Here is a 17,476-nt window from a genome sequence, read left to right on the forward strand (position 1 = left end):
CCAGCGCACTGCGCCCGGTCCTTGTCCAGGGCGTTCGCTCTCGGGCAAGCCTCTGTGCGCCGGCGGACTCGGACCGGCGTCAGGCCGCTCTAGCGTCAGCGGGACAGTCCATGCCCGGAGAACGGGCGGAACGAGGAGAGGCATGAGCGCGATCGAGCAGGCGGATGTGGTGGTCCTCGGGCTGGGACCGGGCGGCGAGTACGTCGCCGGCACACTGGCCGAAGCGGGACTGGACGTGGTGGGGGTCGAGGCGGAACTCGTCGGAGGCGAGTGTCCGTACTGGGCATGCGTGCCCACCAAGATGATGGTCCGCGCCGGGAACCTGCTCGCCGAGGCGGGCCGGGTTTCCGCCCTCGCCGGTGAGGCGGTGGTGACTCCGGACTGGGCCAGGGTCGCCGGACGGATCCGCGAGGAGGCCACTGCCGACTGGAACGACCAGGTGGCCGCGGACCGCTTCACGGCGAAGGGCGGTCGGCTCGTCCGGGGGACGGGGCGCCTCGCCGGGCCGCGCCGGGTGACGGTCGGTGACCGTACCTTCGAGGCCCGGCGCGGTGTCGTGCTGGCCACCGGTACCCGGCCCCGGATCACACCGGTGCCGGGTCTGGACGGAACGCCGTACTGGACCAACCGGGACGCCATGACCGCGAAGGAACTACCGGCGTCCATGGTGGTGCTCGGCGGAGGGGCCATCGGCGTCGAACTCGCCCAGGTCTTCGCCCGCTTCAAGTGCGCGGTCACGGTGATCGAGGGGCAGGACCGGCTGCTTGCTCAGGAGGAGCCCGAAGCCGGGGAGCTTGCCGCGGACGCGCTGCGCGCGGACGGTGTCACCGTCCTCACGGGCACGCGGGTGCGCCAGATCAGCCATGCCGGCACCGAATTCACCGTGCGCCTTGAGGGCGAGGGACAGCCGCTGACTGCCGAACGGCTCCTGGTCGCCACCGGACGCCACGCCGACCTGACCCCGCTGGCGGTCGACACCGTGGGACTCGACCCGTCAGCGCAATCCGTTCGCACGGATGGGCAGATGCGGGCCGGGGAGGGACTGTGGGCAGTCGGCGACATCACCGGTCGGGGCTCGTTCACCCATGTGTCGATGTACCAGGCGGAGATCGCCGTCCGGGACATCCTCGGGCAGGCCGGTCCGGACGCCGACTATCGGGCGCTGCCCCGCGTCACCTTCACCGATCCGGAGATCGGAGCCGTGGGGCTGACGGAGCGACAGGCGCGCGAACAGGGCCTGCGCGTGCGCACCAGCGTGGTGGCCGTCGCTTCCTCCACCCGCGGCTGGATCCACGGACCGGGCAACGAGGGATTCATCAAGCTCGTCGAAGATGCCGACCGGGGCGTGCTGATCGGTGCGACCTCGGCGGGGCCGGCGGGCGGCGAGGTGCTGCACGGGCTGAACGTGGCCGTCCATGCCGAGGTCCCCGTCGACCGGCTGCAACACATGATCTACGCCTACCCCACCGTCCACCGGACCATCGAGGCGGCCCTGGGAGCCCTCCGCTGAACCGCACCCCGACCACGCAGGCGGACCCGGGTGCCAGGCGGTGGCGCACCATGGTGGGCCGCAATCCCGGCGAGCCGCACCGGACCGCCACCTCGTTGGAGCTCTTCTTCGACCTGTGTTTCGTCGTCGCGGTGGCGCAGGCGTCCACGAGTCTGCACGGGGCGCTGGCGGAGGGGGACTACGCCGGCGGTGCGCTGCGCTTCGCGCTGGTCTTCTTCACCATCTGGTGGGCGTGGATGAACTTCACCTGGTTCGCCTCCGCCTATGACCCGGACGATGTCGCGTACCGGCTGACGGTGCTGGTGCAGATCACGGGCTCACTCGTCCTCGCCGCCGGTGTGCGCCGCGCGTTCGAGGACGGGGATCTGCAGATCATCACGCTCGGGTACGTCGTGCTGCGGACGACCTTGGCCGCGCTGTGGCTGCGTGCCGCGTTGTCCGATCCCGCCCGGCGGCGGACCACGCTGCGCTTCGCCACGGGGGTGATGTCGTGTCAGCTCGGCTGGGTGGGGTTGCTCTTCGTCCCGGATCCGGTGCGGCTGCCGGGCATCGTGGTGATGATCGTGGCCGAGGTGTCCGTGCCGGTGTGGGCGCAGTCCGCCGGGATGACGCCCTGGCATCCTCGCCACATCGCCGAGCGCTACGAGCTGTTCACCCTCATCGTCCTCGGCGAGTGCGTCGCGGCCGCCACCGTCGCCGTCCGCGGCGCCTTCGACCGGCATCACGGCACCGGTTCGCTGTACGCGCTGGCGGCGGGCGGGCTGCTCGTGGCCTACGCCATGTGGTGGCTGTACTTCACCAGACCCGCGCACACGCTGCTCGCCACGACGCACCAGGCGCATCGCAGGAGATTCTCCTGGGCCTACGGCCACTACCTGATCTTCGCCTCGGCGACCGCGGAGGGCGCCGGCCTGGCCGCGTACGCCGATCACGTCACGCACCGCGCCGAAGCCTCGTCGATTGCTGCCGGCGCCGCGGTCACCGTTCCGGCGGCCGTTTTCCTGATCACGGTCTGGGTCGTGCACCTGCGGCCACACCAAAGGAGCCTGGCCGAGCGGATTCCGTTCCCCCTCGCCGCGGTCGGTGTCCTGATGGCCGCCTGGTCCCCGGCACCCGCGCTGGTCGCCGGTGTGCTGCTGGCGGGTCTGGTCGGGTGGGTGACGATGCCGCGTCGGTGACCAGGTCGCGCGGCGGGGCCGGGGCACAGCCGGTCGTCGGGCCCGCGGGGGCGGTCAGGTTGCCGGCGCGAAGGCGGTGATGGCGTCGACGAGGTCGGCCGGGGCTTCCAGCGGGATCAGGTGACCGGTGTGCGGGACCACCACGAAGTCGGCTCGGGAGAGGTAGGGCACCAGGTTGTCGCGGAGCACGCCGACGGGCTCCACCTGGTCGTGCTCTCCGGCGACTACGAGAGCGGGCACGCTGACCATGCGCGTGTGCTCGGTGATGTCCTGCGCGATGCCGCGCAGCGGCCACTCGGTGCGGGCGGCGTCGGTGACGGACCGCGAATCGGTCACGATCTGCGCCTTGACCGGAGCGGGCAGCTCGGTCGCGGTGAGGACGTGGTCCCGTGCCCCGGCCACGGACTCGGCGGAGTCGTAGGCGTGCGACAGGGCTTCCTGGTACTCGGGAGTGACCTGTGCGGCGGGCCTCGCCGGGCCGGAGCCGACGAGAACGATGCCGCGCAGGCCGGCGGGCCGGGTGGCCGCGACCAGCTGTGCGACCTTACCCCCCATCGAATGCCCCACCAGGACGTAGTCGGTGACCCCCGCATCCGCGAGCACGGCGAGCGTGTCGTCGGCGAGCTGACCGAGCGTATAGGGACCGGGCAGAGCGCTCGACCGGCTCCACCCGCGGAAGTCGACCGTGAGCACGTCACGGCCCGCCAGGCGGTCGACGACGAGGTCCCAGGTGCGGGCAGAACCACCCCAATAGTGCAGGAACACCAGGGTCGGCTCGGTCCCCGGCCGATGGTCGTAAGCGGGCAGTAGCGTCTGCTGCGTCGTGTTCATGATGGCTCTTCCGGTCGATGCTCCAGGCGATTGCCCTGTGTATTCATTGAAACTTCGGCACCCGGACGGGTCATCGGCGTGACTGGTCGTCCGATGGTGAAAACTGGACACGTGAGCGTGATCCGGCAGATGACCTACCAGCCCGCGGGACGCCCCGCCGCCTCGGTCGAGACGATGACGTTCGGCCGCCTTCGCGAGCTGAACGACGGCGGCACGCAGCGCGCCGACTTCCACGTCCTTGCCGTCATCGACGCCGGACCCGGCTCCGTCACGGTCGATTTCCACCTCCACCCGCTCCAAGATCGGTCCGCGGTGTGGATTCCCCCCGGCGCGGTGCACCGGTGGGACGACATCGCCGAAGTGGCCGGGCACCTCGTGCTGTTCGTGCCGACCGCGCCGGTCACCCACACCACCCGAGAACTCGTCGCCTCCCCGGACCCGGCCGCGCACTGGAGCATCCCCGACGCCGACTGGCCCTTCGTCGACGCGGCGCGCAGCCATCTCCTCCTCGAAGCATCCGCCCCACCCGGTGACTCCTCGACGGAGCTGCCCGAAATCCTGCTTTCCGCGCTCATCACCCGGCTGCACCCACCGCACGCCGAAGCACGGCTCACCCATCCGGTGTTCCGGTTGTTCCGCTCCAGCGTCGAAGCGCACTTCCGGCAACACCACGACGCCGGCCACTACGCCCGTGCGCTGGGGTACGCGCCCCGCACCCTCTCACGAGCGGTGCAGCAGGCCACCGGCCGCACCGCGAAGGCGTACCTCGTCGAACGGATCACCCTGGAAGCCAAACGGCTCCTCGCACACGACCGCCTCACCGCCGCCCGCTGTGCCGACATCCTCGGCTTCTCCGACGCATCCAACTTCTCGGTGTTCTTCCACAAGGCCACCGGCAAACGCCCGGGCGCGTGGCAGGCGACGGTGTCCGCCGAGTGAGGAGGTGCCCACAAGCACACGCACTTCTGTGATCACGTGCCGTCACAACCCCGTGATCACCGGAACTCCGCGCTCGCCTCTCCGTATCGGTGCGCCACCGTGCCCACCCGCGCGACCTCCGAGCCGCACGGACGGCGCAAATTGCCCACGAGCGCACGGGAGTTGACCTCACAGCGCGCGCGGAGAGGCAGTGCACTGTCGGAACGTATCCAGTGCACTGCCGGGATACCCGGACGCTTTGCCGCGAAATACCTTGGCGGCGCAGCAGTCGAGGGCCGCCGGGTCCCGACCCGTGTGTCGCACGGTCACCCGGAACGCGCGCGGTGATGGCGCATGCCCCGATTCTTCCCGCCCGCCGCTGCCGACGCACGCGGACGTTGATGCACATGCGTCGACGTCGTTCATCCAGCAGGAGGTTGTCGCAAGGTGTCCACGATGCCGGTCGGTGGGCTGGTCCCCCGCGCCACCGACAACGCCGCGGACCTGGTCGTCCGCAACGCGAAGATCCACACCGGAGACCCGGTCCGCCCGCAGGCCGAGGCGATCGCCATCCGTGACGGTGTCATCACGGTCGTCGGCGACGACAACGACGTCGCCTCCCACGTCGGCCCGGACACGAAGGTGGTCGACGCCGTCGGCCGCCGGATGGTTCCCGGCCTCAACGACGCTCATCTGCATGTCATCCGTGGCGGGCTCAACTACGTACTGGAGTTGCGCTGGGACGGTGTCCCCACGCTGCGCCAGGGTCTGGCGATGCTGCGTGAGCAGGCGGCCCGTACGCCCAAGGGCCAGTGGGTGCGGGTGGTGGGCGGATGGTCGGCCGAGCAGTTCGCCGAGCGGCGGCTGCCGACCGTCGCCGAGTTGAACGCCGCCGCGCCGGACACCCCGGTGTTCGTCCTGCACCTGTACCAGTCGGCGGTGCTCAACCGGGCGGCTCTCAAGGCCGCCGGATTCACCCGGGACACCCCCGACCCCAAGGGCGGCCAGATCGTACGGGGCCGGGACGGTGAGCCCACGGGCATGCTGCTGGCCGCCCCCAGCGCACTCATCCTCTACTCGACCCTGGCCAAGGCCCCGGTGCTGGAGGGGGAGGACAAGAAGACCTCCACCCGTCACTTCCTGCGGGAACTGAACAGGTTCGGCCTCACGTCGGCGATCGACGCGGCCGGCGGGTTCCAGAACTTCCCCGACAACTACAGCACGGTCGTCGAACTGGCGGAGGCCGGCCAGCTTTCGCTGCGCATCGCCTATCACCTCTTCCCGCAGACCGCCGGTCAGGAAATCGACGATCTCACCCGCTGGATCGAAACGGCTCGCCCCGAGGACGGGGACGAATGGCTGCGCCTCAATGGTGCGGGCGAGAATCTGACGTGGGCGGCGGCGGATTTCGAGAACTTCGCCGAGCCACGGCCTGAACTCGCCGCCTACGAAACGGAATTCGAGAAGGCCGTACGTCTCCTCATGGAGAACGGCTGGGGATTCCGGCTGCACGCCACCTATGACGAGACCATCCGCCGGGACCTGGCGGTGTTCGAGAAGCTCGCCGCGGAAGGGCTGTTCCCGGCCGGCAACCGGTGGCTTTTCGACCATGCGGAGACCGTCTCCGCGGACAGTCTGGACCGCATCGCCGCCCTCGGCGGCGCCCTGTCCGTGCAGAACCGGCTGTCCTTCCAGGGCGAGGCGTTCGTACGCCGCTACGGTCCCGGTGCCGCCGCGGACGCCCCGCCGATCCGGGCCATGCTGGAGCGCGGCCTGACCGTCGGCGCCGGCACCGACGCGACCCGGGTCTCCACCTACAACCCGTGGGTCGCCCTGCACTGGCTGGTCACCGGCCGCACCGTGGGCGACCTGGTCGTCCGCCCGCCGCACAACCGGGTCGACCGCCGGACCGCGCTGGCGATGTTCACCGAGGCGGGTGCCGCGCTGACCGGGGAGGAGGGCGCCAAGGGCGTCCTGCGCCCGGGCTTCCTCGGTGACCTGGCGGTCCTGTCCGAGGACTACTTCACCGTGCCCGAGCCGGACATCGCACACATCGAGTCCCTGCTGACGGTCGTCGGTGGCCGGATCGTCTACGCGACCGCCGAGTACGAGGGCCTCGACGAGGAACTGCCACCGGTCAGCCCCGGGTGGAGCCCCGTGGCACACTTCGGCGGCTACCGGGCCACGACCGGTACGGGCCTGTCGGGCGCACGCCAGGCCGAGCTGCTCGGCCAGGCCGTCGCCGAGTCGGAGCAGCACCGCCAGTGGCGCGCCCGACGCGGCCTGGCCCCGCAGACAGCGAGCACGTTCTTCGATCCCTGTTTCTCCCTCTGATCTTCCGGGAGGGGCCCGGTCACGAGCCGCCCCTCCCGGAACACCACCCCAACTCGCGCCACACCACGCGCGGTTGCGCTCAACAGCGGACATCCGTCCGCGATCGACACCCACCGGAAGGCCCACTCATGGTCAACATCTCCGAGGTCACCGCGGCCCCCAGCCCGGACCTGCTCACCCCGGACAACTGCGCGGTGCTGTTCATCGACCACCAGCCGCAGATGTTCTTCGGCACCGGCAGCGGCGACCGCACCGCCATCATCAACTCAACCGTCGGCCTGGCGAAGGCCGCCAAGACGTTCGACGTGCCGGTCGTGCTGAGCACCGTGGCCGCCGAATCCTTCTCCGGCCCGCTCCTGCCGCAGCTGGCCGAGGTCTTCCCCGACCAGAAGATCATCGACCGCACCACGATGAACGCCTGGGAGGACTCCGCCTTCGTCGAGGCGGTCAAGGCCACCGGCCGTAAGAAGCTGGTCCTGGCCGGCCTGTGGACCGAGGTCTGCATCGTCCTGCCCGCGCTCTCCGCCCTCGCCCAGGACTACGAGGTCTACGTGGTCACCGACGCCTCGGGTGGCGTCAGCCCGCAGGCCCACGAACACGCCGTCCAGCGCATGATCCAGGGCGGCGCGGTCCCGGTCACCTGGGTGCAGGTCCTCCTCGAACTGCAGCGTGACTGGGCCCGCGGCGAGACCTACCTGTCGGTCATGGACGTGGTGAAGGAGCACGCCGGTGCCTACGGCCTCGGCGTGGTCTACGCGCAGGCCGTCATCGGGGCGCACGCCGCCGGCTGATCCCCGCTCCTTCACAGCGCAGTCAAGGACTGAGTCAGGAACAGGCAAGGAAGAGATGAACGCTGGACTGCTGGTCCTCCGGGTGGTGACGGGACTTCTCATCGCCGGCCACGGAGTTCAGAAGGTGAGTTTCCGGCTCGGAGGCCACGGCTTGGCAGGCGGCACCGAGGAGTTCCGCCACGACGGGTTCCGCGGCGGTCGGCTGACCGCGATCGTCGCGGGTGCCGGTCAGATCGGTGCCGGCCTGTTCCTGACCGCCGGACTGCTCACCCCCCTGGCCGCGATGGCCGCCATGGGTGTGATGACGGTCGCGGGCACCGTCAAATGGCCCAAGGGCCTGTGGGTGCAGAACGACGGCTACGAATACCCGATGGTCCTCGTCGTCGTCTCCGCGGCGCTGGCCCTGACCGGGCCCGGCCGGTGGTCGCTCGACCAGGCGCTGGGCGTCACACCCTGGCCGCTGTGGGTCGTCCTCCCCGCGATCGTGCTCGGCCCGATGAGCGGACTGCTCACCCGCGTGGTGCTGCACCACCCGCCCACCGCAACGGAAAGGAAGCATCATGCGCAGGCTGCTGAGTGACGCGATACGCACGCTCGCACCGCAAGGACAGGACCGCCACGGCCCGCTGCCCCTCCTGATGCTGACGCTGACGGTGGTCACCGGTCTGATCGACGCGGTGAGCTATCTGGGGCTCGGGCACGTCTTCGTCGCCAACATGACCGGCAACGTGGTGTTCCTGGGGTTCGCTCTGGTGGGTGCCGCGAACCTGTCCGTGCTCGCCTCGCTGGTCGCGCTGGCGGCGTTCCTCGTCGGCGCGCTCGCCGGGGGCAGGCTCGGCACCCGGTTCGCGGACCACCGCGGAAACCTGCTGAGGACGGCCACCGCCGTGCAGACGGTGCTGATCGCCGTCACCGTGGCTGCCGCCGCGGTCACCGACGGCCCGGTCACCACGGGTGTCCGGTACACACTGATCGTGTTCCTCGGGCTCGGCATGGGCCTGCAGAACGCCGTCGCCCGGCGCCTCGGCGTCCCGGACCTCACCACGACCGTACTGACCCTGACCCTGACGGGGCTGGCCGCGGACTCCACTCCGGCCGGTGGCGCGGCGCCGCGACCCGGCCGCCGGATCCTGTCCGTGCTGGCGATGTTCCTCGGCGCCTTCGTCGGGGCCCAACTGGTCCTGCACGGCCACCTCGTGCTCACCCTGGGCCTGGCCCTGGTGCTCCTCGCCCTCACCTCCGTGATCACCCACCGCCTCGCGGCCGGCAACCCCGCCTGGACGAAGTCACCGTCCTGAGACCGGGCCCGCTCGCCCCACGGGGTGCACCGGATACGCCTGAGCCCCCTGATTCTGATTCAGGGGGCTCAGGCGTATCCCGGACGTTGGATCGTGCCCGGACGGTCAAGGACCGGAGCGCTCCGAGAAAACCCGATGCCGCGCTCGCTGCCTACATTCCCTTCGGTTCATTCCCGACGGACCCGACGGAAGGGCACGGAAGATGAAGAAGCGCAACGCAATGGTGCGGTTGCTGCCGGCGTTATTGCTGGTGGTGGGGGTGGGGGGATTCGCGGCTCCGTCGTCGGCCCAGAGCCGGCACACCCCTGCCCGGATCCCGGCCACGACCACCGCGGTCGGACCGCAGTACGACACCACGCACGTCTATGTCACCCCGGGCGCGATGGATGCGTTCGTCACCTGCTGGCAGGCGACCTTCGGCGGAACCCACACGACCAAGGTGGTCACACAGGTCACGCCGACGCCCAGTACGACCGTGTCGGAGTTGGTTCTCTCACCTGTCGGCACACTGTCCGTCTTCGACTTCCGGACGCCGGTCCCCTACCCGTTCGGTGCCGAACGCACCGGCTGGCTCATGAGCGACTTCGACAAGGGCGTCCGGCTGGCCCGGGCGAGCGGGGCGGACGTCGTCGTCGCGCCCTTCGACGACCCCATCGGCAAGGACGCGGTCGTCCAGTTCCCGGGCGGCGTCAACGCCCAGCTGTACTGGCACACCAAGGCTCCGTCCTACGCGCCGTTGGAGACCGTGCCGGACAACCGCATCTACCTGACGAGGGACTCGGCGAGTGAGTTCCTCACGTCGTACCTGCGCTTCACCGGTGGCCGGATCGTCTCGGACGACCGGGCCGCCGAGGGTGGTCAGATCGGTGTGCCCGACGGGACGTACCGCCGCATCGCCATCAGCTCCCCCTTCGGCAACACCGTGGTCAGCGTGACCGATGGGCATCTGCCGTACCCGTTCGGGCGGGAGACCACCGGCTACGCGGTGAAGGACCTCACCTCGACCCTGCGCAAGGCTGAGGCCGCGGGCGCGAAGGCGCTCCGGGGGCCGTACACCTCCGAGGGGCGCACCAGCGCGATGGTGCGGTTCCCCGGCGGCTACGTGGCCGAACTCCACCAGGGCGACGCCCGCTGATCCTCCGTAGCAGCCACCGCACGGCCGGCCGTGCGGGCAGGGGCCGTCGCCCCGGGCAAGGACGTCGTGGTCCTCGCCCGGGGCGACGGCATTCCCGCGCAGCGCATCGCTCTCTGCGCCCGGCTACTCAGCGATTGCCGCACGGGAAGTGGGCTTCAGCCGCAGGACGCGGGAGGCGGCGAAGGGCAGGAGGTCGTCGTGCCGGTCCGGTAGGGCGATCACCAGGGCGCTGTCCGGCAGGGCGCGCCGCACGCCCGTCAGCATCCGCGTCGCCGTACGGTCGTCGAGGCCGGCCGTCGGTTCGTCGAGCAGAAGGACCGCGGGTGTCCGCAGGACCGCTCTCGCGATCACCAGGCGGCGTCGCTGGCCCTGCGAGAGAGCACTGCCCAACGGGCCCGTCGGAGTGTCGAGGGGCAACTGCTCCAACGCCGCGGCCTCCAGGGCCGCCCGGAGTGTGGCGTCGTCCGCGCCCGGGGCGGATTGCCGGAGGTTCTCGGCGAGGGTCGCGTCGGCGATCCAGTCCTCCGCTTCGACGAGGGTGAGCGAATCGGCGATCGCACGGGCGGGCAGGGACTCGACGGGTACGCCGTCGAGCAGCACCGACCGGGGAACAGCGGGGGAGATCCGTCCCGCCAGCGTCTCCAACAGGGTGCTCTTCCCACTGCCGTTGGGCCCGGTGACCAGGACGACGCTGCCGGGCTCGATCACCGCGGACCACCGGGTGCGGTAGGCGCCGACACCGACAGGCACGTGGCGGGCCACCAGGGCCCGTGCCGCGCCTGCCGGCGACGCCCTCGGCGGGGACGCGGTCGACAGCTCACCCGGGAGGGCCCGGTTCGCGAGCTCCGTCAGCCGGTGGGCGGCGTCGGCGGCCAGGCCGTGGTCGCGGAGCACCTGAGGGAGCGTCTCCACCAGCTCGTACGCGGCCGCGACCAGCAGCACCTCGCCGATGGCCTCGGCAGCCGGCTGGGCGAAGACCGGACCGGACAGCGCCAGGACCAGGACCGCCGTCTGGCCGGCCACGGCCAACAGCCGCAGCAGCAGCCGGGATCGGCGCATCATCGTCTCAGCCGCGGCCTCGGCCCGCCGGGCCCTGCCGACCGCGTCCGCGACCTGCTCGCGGACCGGATCGACCGCGTCCAGGCAGCGCAGTTCCCACCACGCGGAGCGCGCGCTGAGCAGCGTGGCGCGTGCGGTGGCCCACGCTTCCGCGGCCGTCCGCTGATGGCCGCGGGTCCGCCGCTCGGCGGTCACTGCCGTGGCCACGGAGAGCGCGAGCAGCAGCAGTTCCGCCGCGCCGGACGGCGGACTCGCCACCGTCAGCAGGGTGACGACGACGGCGGCGGTCAGGCCGATCCCTGCCAGCGGCGGGACGACCTGGCCGGCCATCCCGCCCGCCGCGCCGACGTCGCTGGTGAGCCGGGCCATCAGGGCGCCGTCACGGTGGTTGCGCAGTTCGCGGGCCGGCACGGTGGTCGCGGCGCGGACCAGGCGTGAGCGCAGCGAGACGGTCGCGCCGAGCAGGGCGCCATGGCTGACCAGGCGCTCCGAGTAGCGCAGACCGGTGCGGCCCAGGGCGAGGGCGCGGACCGTTCCCGAGGGATACATCCAGGACCAGGTGGTGTTCGCCTGTGCGGTGACCACCGCGCAGGAGGTCAGGAACCAGCCGGACACCCCCAGCAGGCCGGCGGCACACAGTTCGGCGGTCCCGGCGAGCACCGCTGCGATCAGCAGGTCGCGGCGTGCCCGGTGGTCCGCCGCCGTCCACAGCAGCCTGAACGCGGTCACAGTGTCTCCCTCGTCCGGGACACCCGTCCCTGTTCCAGCCGCACGATGTCGTCGGCGATGCCGAGCAGTGCCGGGCTGTGTGTCGTGAGCAGCACGGTGCGACGGCGCGCGAGCGTCCGGATGGCGCCGATGACACGGGCCTCGCCGTCCGGGTCGAGATGGGCGGTGGGTTCGTCCAGGCACAGCAGCGGTGCGTCGTGGAGCAGAGCCCGGACCAGCACCAACTGCTGCATCTGCCCGGAGGACAGCCCCCAGCCGCGCTCCACGACCGGCGTCGTCAACCCCTGGGGAAGTGCGGCGAGCAGGTCCTCGAAGCCCAGTGCCGTGAACGCCGCGGCCAGTTGTACGTCGTCGGCGTCGCGCCGGGCCAGCAGCAGGTTGTCCCGTAGCGTGCCGGGGAGGAGGTGGGAGGGCTGTCCGACCCATGTCGTCATGGCCGGCGAGGCTTGCCGGGTCGCGGAGCCGATGGTGTGCAGGCACTGCCCGCGGTCCGGTTCGCGCAGACCTGCCGCCACGGAGAGCAGGGTTGTCTTTCCGGCGCCGCTGGGGCCGCTGAGGGCCACGATCGAACCCGGCCGCACGGTCAGGGTGACCTCGTCCAGGGCCGCGTCGTCGCGACCCCGGTACCGAACGCCTACCTCCTTCAGGGTCACACCGGCCGGGCCCGGCCCGCTCGGACGACGCACGGTGGGCACCCGCGTCGGGAGACAGTCGGTCGGTGCGACCGGGACCCTGCCGATGATCTCCGAGATCAGCTCGGCCGCCGCGGATGCCTCGGCACGGGCGTGGTAGCCACGGGCGAGCTCCCGGGCAGGGGCGAAGTACGCCGGGGTCAGGACGAGCACGAACAGCGCGGTGCCCAGGCTCATGGTGGACGGGACCACCGGCAGGTCGAGGTAGCCGAGCAGGGCGAGTCCGCAGTACGTGGCGACGACGGCCATGGCCACGGTGATGAGGAGCTCGATCCAGGCGGTCGAGAGGAAGGCCACCCGCAGTACGGTCCGGGTGCGCCTGGCCAGTTCCCGGTCGACCGCCTCGGTCGCGCGTACCGCTTCCTCACCGGCTCCGAGGCCGACGAGCGTGGGCAGTCCGCGCAGTTGGTCCAGCAGCTGGGTGCTCAGCTTCCGGGTGGCGGTGAGCTGGGCGTGCACCGCGGCGCGCGTGCCCAGGCCGATCACTTTCAGGTTGAACGGCAGCAGCGGTGTCGCCAGCACGAGCAGCAGAGCGACGGCCCAACTCCCCACCAGGATGGCGGCCAGCACGATGCCGCTGCCCAGCAGCATCGCCCGCCGGGCAGGAACGTACGTCGTCAGCCACGGGGTCAATCGGCCCACCTCGCCGTCGAGGGCCTCACCGAGAGCGGCGTCCGACACCTCTTCCAAGGGCGTGGCCGCCGCGGGGAGCGCGGCCAGGAGCAGGCGGGTGCGCAGGTGGTCCTGGACGGCGGCCGCGCCGTCGTCCGCGGTCCGGTCGGCCGCCGCGAGCAGGACTGCGCGCAGCAGCAACCCGGCGGCGACCAGGGCCGCACCGGAGAGCACCGTGGCCAGGGCTGCGCCCCCGTGGGGGGACCGCAGTGCGGCCTCGGCCGCCCGGCCCAGCCCCGCCGCCCACATCACATGGCCCGCGGCCGCCAGCCCGCGCAGGGTGCCGGCTCGCCGGAATGCGGGTTCGCCGACCGCCGCCCATTGGGTGAGCAGTCCCGCCGCCCGCTGCTGACCTTCGTCGTCCCGGCCGAGCCGGGCGAGGTGGTCGGGGCTTTCGTTCACTTGTCGGCTGCCTGGAGGTCGAATTCGCCGGCGGCCGCCGAGCGGCGGTCGGAGCGGATCCATCCGGCGAGCGCCGTCATGGCGAACAGAGCGACACCGACCGGTCCGATCCACACCCGTACGCCGCCGAAGACATCCTGCGAGACGGCGGCCACCGCGACGGCCAGGAGGGTCAGGAGCACGCGCCGGGCGGCGACGGCCGCCCACGGACCGTCGCCCGCGGCCGGGGCCGCCGGCACGGACCGCTCCGCGGCGGCCCCGGTGTCGGGCGGGCCGGCCGGGTCGGTGTGGGCCGGTGGCCGGGCGAACTTCCCGCGGAAGACCCACCACGCGTAGAGGTTGTAGGCCAGGACGACCGGCATGCACCCGCCCACCCCGATGAGCAGGAACAGCTGCGACCCGTGCGGGCCGGCGGCCGCGTGCACGGTCAGGTCGGGTGGGACGACGACGGGCGCGGTGGCGGCGACGAGCGCGAGCAGGCCCGCGGCCTCCGTACCGGCCACGGCGGCGAACGGACGCCAGTCGGGCCGGCGGCCGAAGCCGTACCAGGCGGTCGCCGCGCAGACCACGGCCACCGCCACCGCGAGGCCGAACAGGGTTGCCCGGAGCGGCTGGTCGAAGCCCAGGTGCTGCGGGTCGGCGAACCGGAGCCCGAATCCGAGGACCAGGCCGGCCACCGCGACCGCCAGGATCAGCGGTCGCCCCAGGCGGCCCGCTCGTTCGTGGGCTGTCCCCGTGGTCTTGTCCTGCAGCCACGCGGCACCCGCCAGCAGGTAGACGGCCACCATCCCCAGGGCGCACAGCACGCTGTAGGGCGTCAGCCAGTCCCAGGTGCTTCCGGTGAACACCCCGCCGCGGTGCGGCAGTCCGGACAGGACGCCGCCGACGACGAGGCCCTGGCACACGGTGGCCACCAGCGAGGAGATTCCGAAGACGAGGCCCCAGCCGCGCCGGTAGCCGGGGGCGGCGCTCTGCAGCTCGATGGCCGTGCCGCGCAGCACGAGGGCGAGCAGCATGACGATCAGCGGCAGGTAGACGCCGGGCAGCACGGTGGCGTAGACACCGGGCAGGCCCGCCCACAGCGCCACGCCCGCCAGGATGAGCCAGCTCTCGTTGGCGTCCCATGCGGTCGCGATCAGCTCGTTGTACTCCTTGCGCCGCTGGTCGCTGCGGTCGAACAGGCTCAGGATGCCGATGCCGAGGTCGTAACCGTCGAGCAGGACGTAGGCCCCGAGTGCGAGCAGGACCAAGGCGTATGACGCGTACTCAAGCATGGCCGATCTCCGTGGCGTGGACGGTGGTGCCGGCGTCGGTCACCAGGTGCTCGGGGCCGGTCCGCACCGTGCGGACGATGTAGCGGATCCACAGCCCGAGCAGCAGCGCGTAGACGGTGACGAAGCCGGTGAGGCCGGCGATCGCCGCGCCGAGGGAGAGGTGGGAGACGGCGTCACTGGTGCGGATCAGCCCGTAGACGACCCAGGGCTGTCGGCCGGCCTCCGCGGTGATCCAGCCGCCGCTGATGGCCACGACACCGGCGGGGGCCATCCAGACCATCAGCCGGTGGAACCGCCGGGCTGTGTACAGCCTGCCGCGCAGCCGCAGCACCAATCCGGCGAAGGCCATGCCGAACATCGCCAGAGCGGTGAAGTACATCGCCCGGAAGCCGTAGAAGACGGACCACATGTCGGGGCGTTCGTCCTCGGGTGTCTGCAACAGTCCGGGGACGTGCGCCTTTCCGGAGAGGTCCTTGCCGATGACGGCGCCCAAGTGCGGTATCGCGACCTGGAACGTGTTCTCGCCCTTGTCCGTGTCGGGCACCACAAGCAGGTTGTAGCCGTTGTTGTCGGACTTCCAATTGCCTTCGAATGCCTCCAGTTTGGCGGGCTGGTGGGCACCCATGAACACGGCGGTGAGGTCGCCCGCATAAAGCTGTACGGGCATCAGGACGGCCAGCACTCCCAGTGCGATGGACAGCGTGCGGCGGGCGAAGGGCAGCGCTCGCTGCTTGACCAGGTACCAGGCGGCGATCCCGCCGATGAACCAAGCGGCGCTGATCAGCACCGCGAGCAGGATGTGCGGATACCGGTAGGAGAACGCCGGGTTGAACAGCACCTGCCACCAGTCGCTCGCCCGGAACTGGTCGCCGACCTCGGCGAACCCCGTAGGGTCCTGCATCCAGCTGTTGGCGGACAGGATCCATGTCGTGGACAGCAGTGTGCCGACGACGAGCATCCAGCAGGCGAACGCCATGGTTCTGGGGCGCACTCGGCCGTCGCCGTACAGCATGATGCCGATGAACCCGGCTTCCAGGAAGAAGGCCGTGATGACCTCCATTCCGATCGTGACACCGAGGATCGGACCGACCGCATGGGCGTATCTGCCCCAGTTGAGGCCGAACTCGAAAGTCATGACGGTACCGGCGACCACACCGAGACCGAATCCGACCGCGAATATCTTCTTCCAGAAACGGAATATCTGGAGGTACAGCGGATTCCCGGTCCTGAGGTAGACCGTGTACATCACGGCCAAGAAGAGGGAGAGGCCGACGGTCAGTGCGGGAAAGCTCATGTGGAAGACTGCGGTGACGGCGAACTGCCATCGTGAGATATCCACCACTGCGGGCGACGCCACGGTGTCTCTCCTCCTGATCGGTTCCGGTCGGTTCGGATGGCGGCGGCCAGCCCTGGTGGAATGGCCCGAGAATTCCGGGCGCGGGTCAAGAATTTCCGGACGGTCTTCGTATTCCCCGGCTCCTGGGCCACCGTAGGGTCGGCCGGTGGGTGTCCTTTGTCTCTGGGCGCATCACCCGTGTCCTCGCAGCGCAATGCGTGGATACGGCGCGGCCGGCGGCCGATGGGGCCCGCCATCTGCTGGTGACCGGGCGGGGCGCGACCGCGTCGGGTCAGGTGTCGATGACTTGGGTGTCGCGCCATTCACGGGGGGCCATCCCATAGGCGGCCCGGAAGACCCGGCTGAAATGCGCGGCACTGGCGAAACCCCATCGGTGCGCCACGGCGGCGATCGTGGAACCGTTCCCCCGGCGCGCCAGCTCGCGCCGGCACTCCTCCAGGCGACGCCGCTGGATCCACCGGCCGACAGTGGCGTTTTCGCTCTCGAACAGCTTGTGCAGATAGCGCGGGGATATGTGGTGGGCTCGGGCGATGACCTGCGGGGTCAGATCGGGGTCTGCGAGACGGCCGTCGATGAACGCCTGGATCCGCAGCAGCAACGCCCGGCTCCCGCCCGGCGTGTCCGCGCTCGAACGGCCGAGCACCTCGTCGGTCAGCACGCCGAGCAGGTCCACGACGTTCCGGGCCATCACCTCGCTGGTGCGCGGCAGATAGGTTCCCGCGCCGTCCACGAGCCCGGCCAGGAAGGGCGAGAGCAGGCTGCCGAGGGGCGTGTCGGGGCCGAGCGGGGAGGCCGTGATGTGCGCCATGTCGGACTCGCTCAGGCCCAGAACGTCTCTCGGCAGGATGAGGGACTTCGTCCGGAAGGACTGGGGAAGATTCAGCTGGACGGGGCGCGCCATGTCGTAGACGAAGATGTCCCCCGGGCCGAGCAGCGCTTCACGGCCGTCCTGCTCCAGTCGGGCGACTCCTCTTTCCAGCAGTTTGACGACCACGTACTCCTCTTCCGTGCCCTGAGCGACGAGTCGGTGCGTTCGCAGGGCGGACAGGCAGTCGCCGTCCACGGTGACGGCCTGGAGCCGGCCGAGCGGTGCCGTACGGATCGCGCCGGAGTACACCTCGTCGGGGACGGTCATGTCCACGGCGCCGAAGGTCTGGGACAGGGCTTCGCGCCAGTACGCCCGTCTGCGATGGACGGGCAACGAATCGGTGGTGTGGAAGCTGCCAGGGGCGCTTCTCTGCAGGACATCCGGCGACATGTTCTCCGCCTTTCAACCAACGGTGCTTGCTGGAACAC

General features: G+C 70.9%; 14 protein-coding genes. 8 read left to right on the forward strand and 6 right to left on the reverse strand.

What is annotated here, in order from left to right; translation table 11 throughout:
* Positions 1-142: 142 nt before the first annotated feature.
* Both SL103_RS24670 and SL103_RS24675 read left to right on the forward strand, forming a co-directional pair.
* Positions 143-1,510, forward strand: coding sequence for a dihydrolipoyl dehydrogenase family protein (locus SL103_RS24670; protein WP_069571133.1), 1,368 nt, complete (start codon positions 143-145; stop codon positions 1,508-1,510).
* Between the two features lie 50 nt (positions 1,511-1,560).
* On the forward strand, positions 1,561-2,688 hold the full coding sequence (locus SL103_RS24675) for a low temperature requirement protein A (protein ID WP_069571134.1): 1,128 nt from the start codon (positions 1,561-1,563) through the stop codon (positions 2,686-2,688).
* Between the two features lie 54 nt (positions 2,689-2,742).
* Here the strand turns inward: SL103_RS24675 and SL103_RS24680 are convergent, their stop codons facing one another.
* The gene (locus tag SL103_RS24680; RefSeq protein ID WP_069571135.1) at positions 2,743-3,519 is read right to left on the reverse strand and encodes an alpha/beta fold hydrolase; all 777 of its coding nucleotides are present in this window, start codon (positions 3,517-3,519) and stop codon (positions 2,743-2,745) included.
* A 111-nt stretch (positions 3,520-3,630) separates the two neighbouring features.
* On the opposite strand from SL103_RS24680, the gene SL103_RS24685 reads away from it, so the two are divergent.
* From SL103_RS24685 to SL103_RS24710, 6 genes are all read left to right on the forward strand, one after another.
* Positions 3,631-4,458 carry a helix-turn-helix domain-containing protein gene (locus SL103_RS24685; RefSeq protein ID WP_069571136.1) on the forward strand — a complete coding sequence of 276 codons (828 nt, stop codon included), beginning with the start codon at positions 3,631-3,633 and terminating at the stop codon, positions 4,456-4,458.
* Positions 4,459-4,893: 435 nt separating this feature from the next.
* On the forward strand, positions 4,894-6,771 hold the full coding sequence (locus SL103_RS24690; protein WP_244304194.1) for an amidohydrolase: 1,878 nt from the start codon (positions 4,894-4,896) through the stop codon (positions 6,769-6,771).
* A gap of 128 nt (positions 6,772-6,899) precedes the next feature.
* Entirely contained in the window at positions 6,900-7,562 is a 663-nt protein-coding gene (locus SL103_RS24695; RefSeq protein ID WP_069571138.1) for a hydrolase, read from the forward strand.
* Between the two features lie 55 nt (positions 7,563-7,617).
* Entirely contained in the window at positions 7,618-8,142 is a 525-nt protein-coding gene (locus SL103_RS24700; protein ID WP_069574072.1) for a DoxX family protein, read from the forward strand.
* On the forward strand, positions 8,123-8,860 hold the full coding sequence (locus SL103_RS24705; RefSeq protein ID WP_069571139.1) for a YoaK family protein: 738 nt from the start codon (positions 8,123-8,125) through the stop codon (positions 8,858-8,860). Before SL103_RS24700 ends, SL103_RS24705 begins: the two co-directional genes overlap by 20 nt.
* 202 nt (positions 8,861-9,062) lie before the next feature.
* Positions 9,063-9,995, forward strand: coding sequence for a glyoxalase (locus SL103_RS24710; protein ID WP_069571140.1), 933 nt, complete (start codon positions 9,063-9,065; stop codon positions 9,993-9,995).
* Between the two features lie 123 nt (positions 9,996-10,118).
* On the opposite strand, the gene SL103_RS24715 is transcribed toward SL103_RS24710, so the two are convergent.
* The 5 genes from SL103_RS24715 to SL103_RS24735 all read right to left on the reverse strand — a co-directional run bounded on the left by SL103_RS24715 (position 10,119) and on the right by SL103_RS24735 (position 17,438).
* Positions 10,119-11,783: an ATP-binding cassette domain-containing protein gene (locus SL103_RS24715; protein ID WP_069571141.1), complete on the reverse strand. Its 1,665-nt coding sequence runs from the start codon at positions 11,781-11,783 to the stop codon at positions 10,119-10,121.
* Entirely contained in the window at positions 11,780-13,549 is a 1,770-nt protein-coding gene (locus SL103_RS24720; protein WP_069571142.1) for an ATP-binding cassette domain-containing protein, read from the reverse strand. The genes SL103_RS24715 and SL103_RS24720 overlap by 4 nt, the downstream gene beginning before the upstream one ends.
* A complete protein-coding gene (locus SL103_RS24725) occupies positions 13,546-14,823 on the reverse strand; it encodes a cytochrome d ubiquinol oxidase subunit II (RefSeq protein ID WP_069571143.1) in 1,278 nt (425 codons plus the stop codon). The genes SL103_RS24720 and SL103_RS24725 overlap by 4 nt, the downstream gene beginning before the upstream one ends.
* The gene (locus tag SL103_RS24730; protein WP_069571144.1) at positions 14,816-16,180 is read right to left on the reverse strand and encodes a cytochrome ubiquinol oxidase subunit I; all 1,365 of its coding nucleotides are present in this window, start codon (positions 16,178-16,180) and stop codon (positions 14,816-14,818) included. Before SL103_RS24730 ends, SL103_RS24725 begins: the two co-directional genes overlap by 8 nt.
* Before the next feature lie 271 nt (positions 16,181-16,451).
* Positions 16,452-17,438, reverse strand: a complete 987-nt coding sequence (locus SL103_RS24735; protein WP_069571145.1) for a helix-turn-helix domain-containing protein — start codon at positions 17,436-17,438, stop codon at positions 16,452-16,454.
* Positions 17,439-17,476: the final 38 nt, after the last annotated feature.

The sequence above is a fragment of the Streptomyces lydicus genome (assembly GCF_001729485.1).
In the GTDB taxonomy this organism is placed as follows: domain Bacteria; phylum Actinomycetota; class Actinomycetes; order Streptomycetales; family Streptomycetaceae; genus Streptomyces; species Streptomyces lydicus_D.

Excerpts from the sequence above, each read along its gene's own strand:
- SL103_RS24695 (WP_069571138.1), top strand. The coding sequence starts at position 6,900 with ATGGTCAACATCTCCGAGGTCACCGCGGCCCCCAGCCCGGACCTGCTC.
- SL103_RS24690 (WP_244304194.1), top strand. The coding sequence starts at position 4,894 with ATGCCGGTCGGTGGGCTGGTCCCCCGCGCCACCGACAACGCCGCGGAC.
- SL103_RS24700 (WP_069574072.1), top strand. The coding sequence starts at position 7,618 with ATGAACGCTGGACTGCTGGTCCTCCGGGTGGTGACGGGACTTCTCATC.
- SL103_RS24675 (WP_069571134.1), top strand. The coding sequence starts at position 1,561 with ATGGTGGGCCGCAATCCCGGCGAGCCGCACCGGACCGCCACCTCGTTG.
- SL103_RS24735 (WP_069571145.1), bottom strand. The coding sequence starts at position 17,438 with ATGTCGCCGGATGTCCTGCAGAGAAGCGCCCCTGGCAGCTTCCACACC.
- SL103_RS24725 (WP_069571143.1), bottom strand. The coding sequence starts at position 14,823 with ATGCTTGAGTACGCGTCATACGCCTTGGTCCTGCTCGCACTCGGGGCC.
- SL103_RS24705 (WP_069571139.1), top strand. The coding sequence starts at position 8,123 with ATGCGCAGGCTGCTGAGTGACGCGATACGCACGCTCGCACCGCAAGGA.
- SL103_RS24670 (WP_069571133.1), top strand. The coding sequence starts at position 143 with ATGAGCGCGATCGAGCAGGCGGATGTGGTGGTCCTCGGGCTGGGACCG.
- SL103_RS24710 (WP_069571140.1), top strand. The coding sequence starts at position 9,063 with ATGAAGAAGCGCAACGCAATGGTGCGGTTGCTGCCGGCGTTATTGCTG.
- SL103_RS24680 (WP_069571135.1), bottom strand. The coding sequence starts at position 3,519 with ATGAACACGACGCAGCAGACGCTACTGCCCGCTTACGACCATCGGCCG.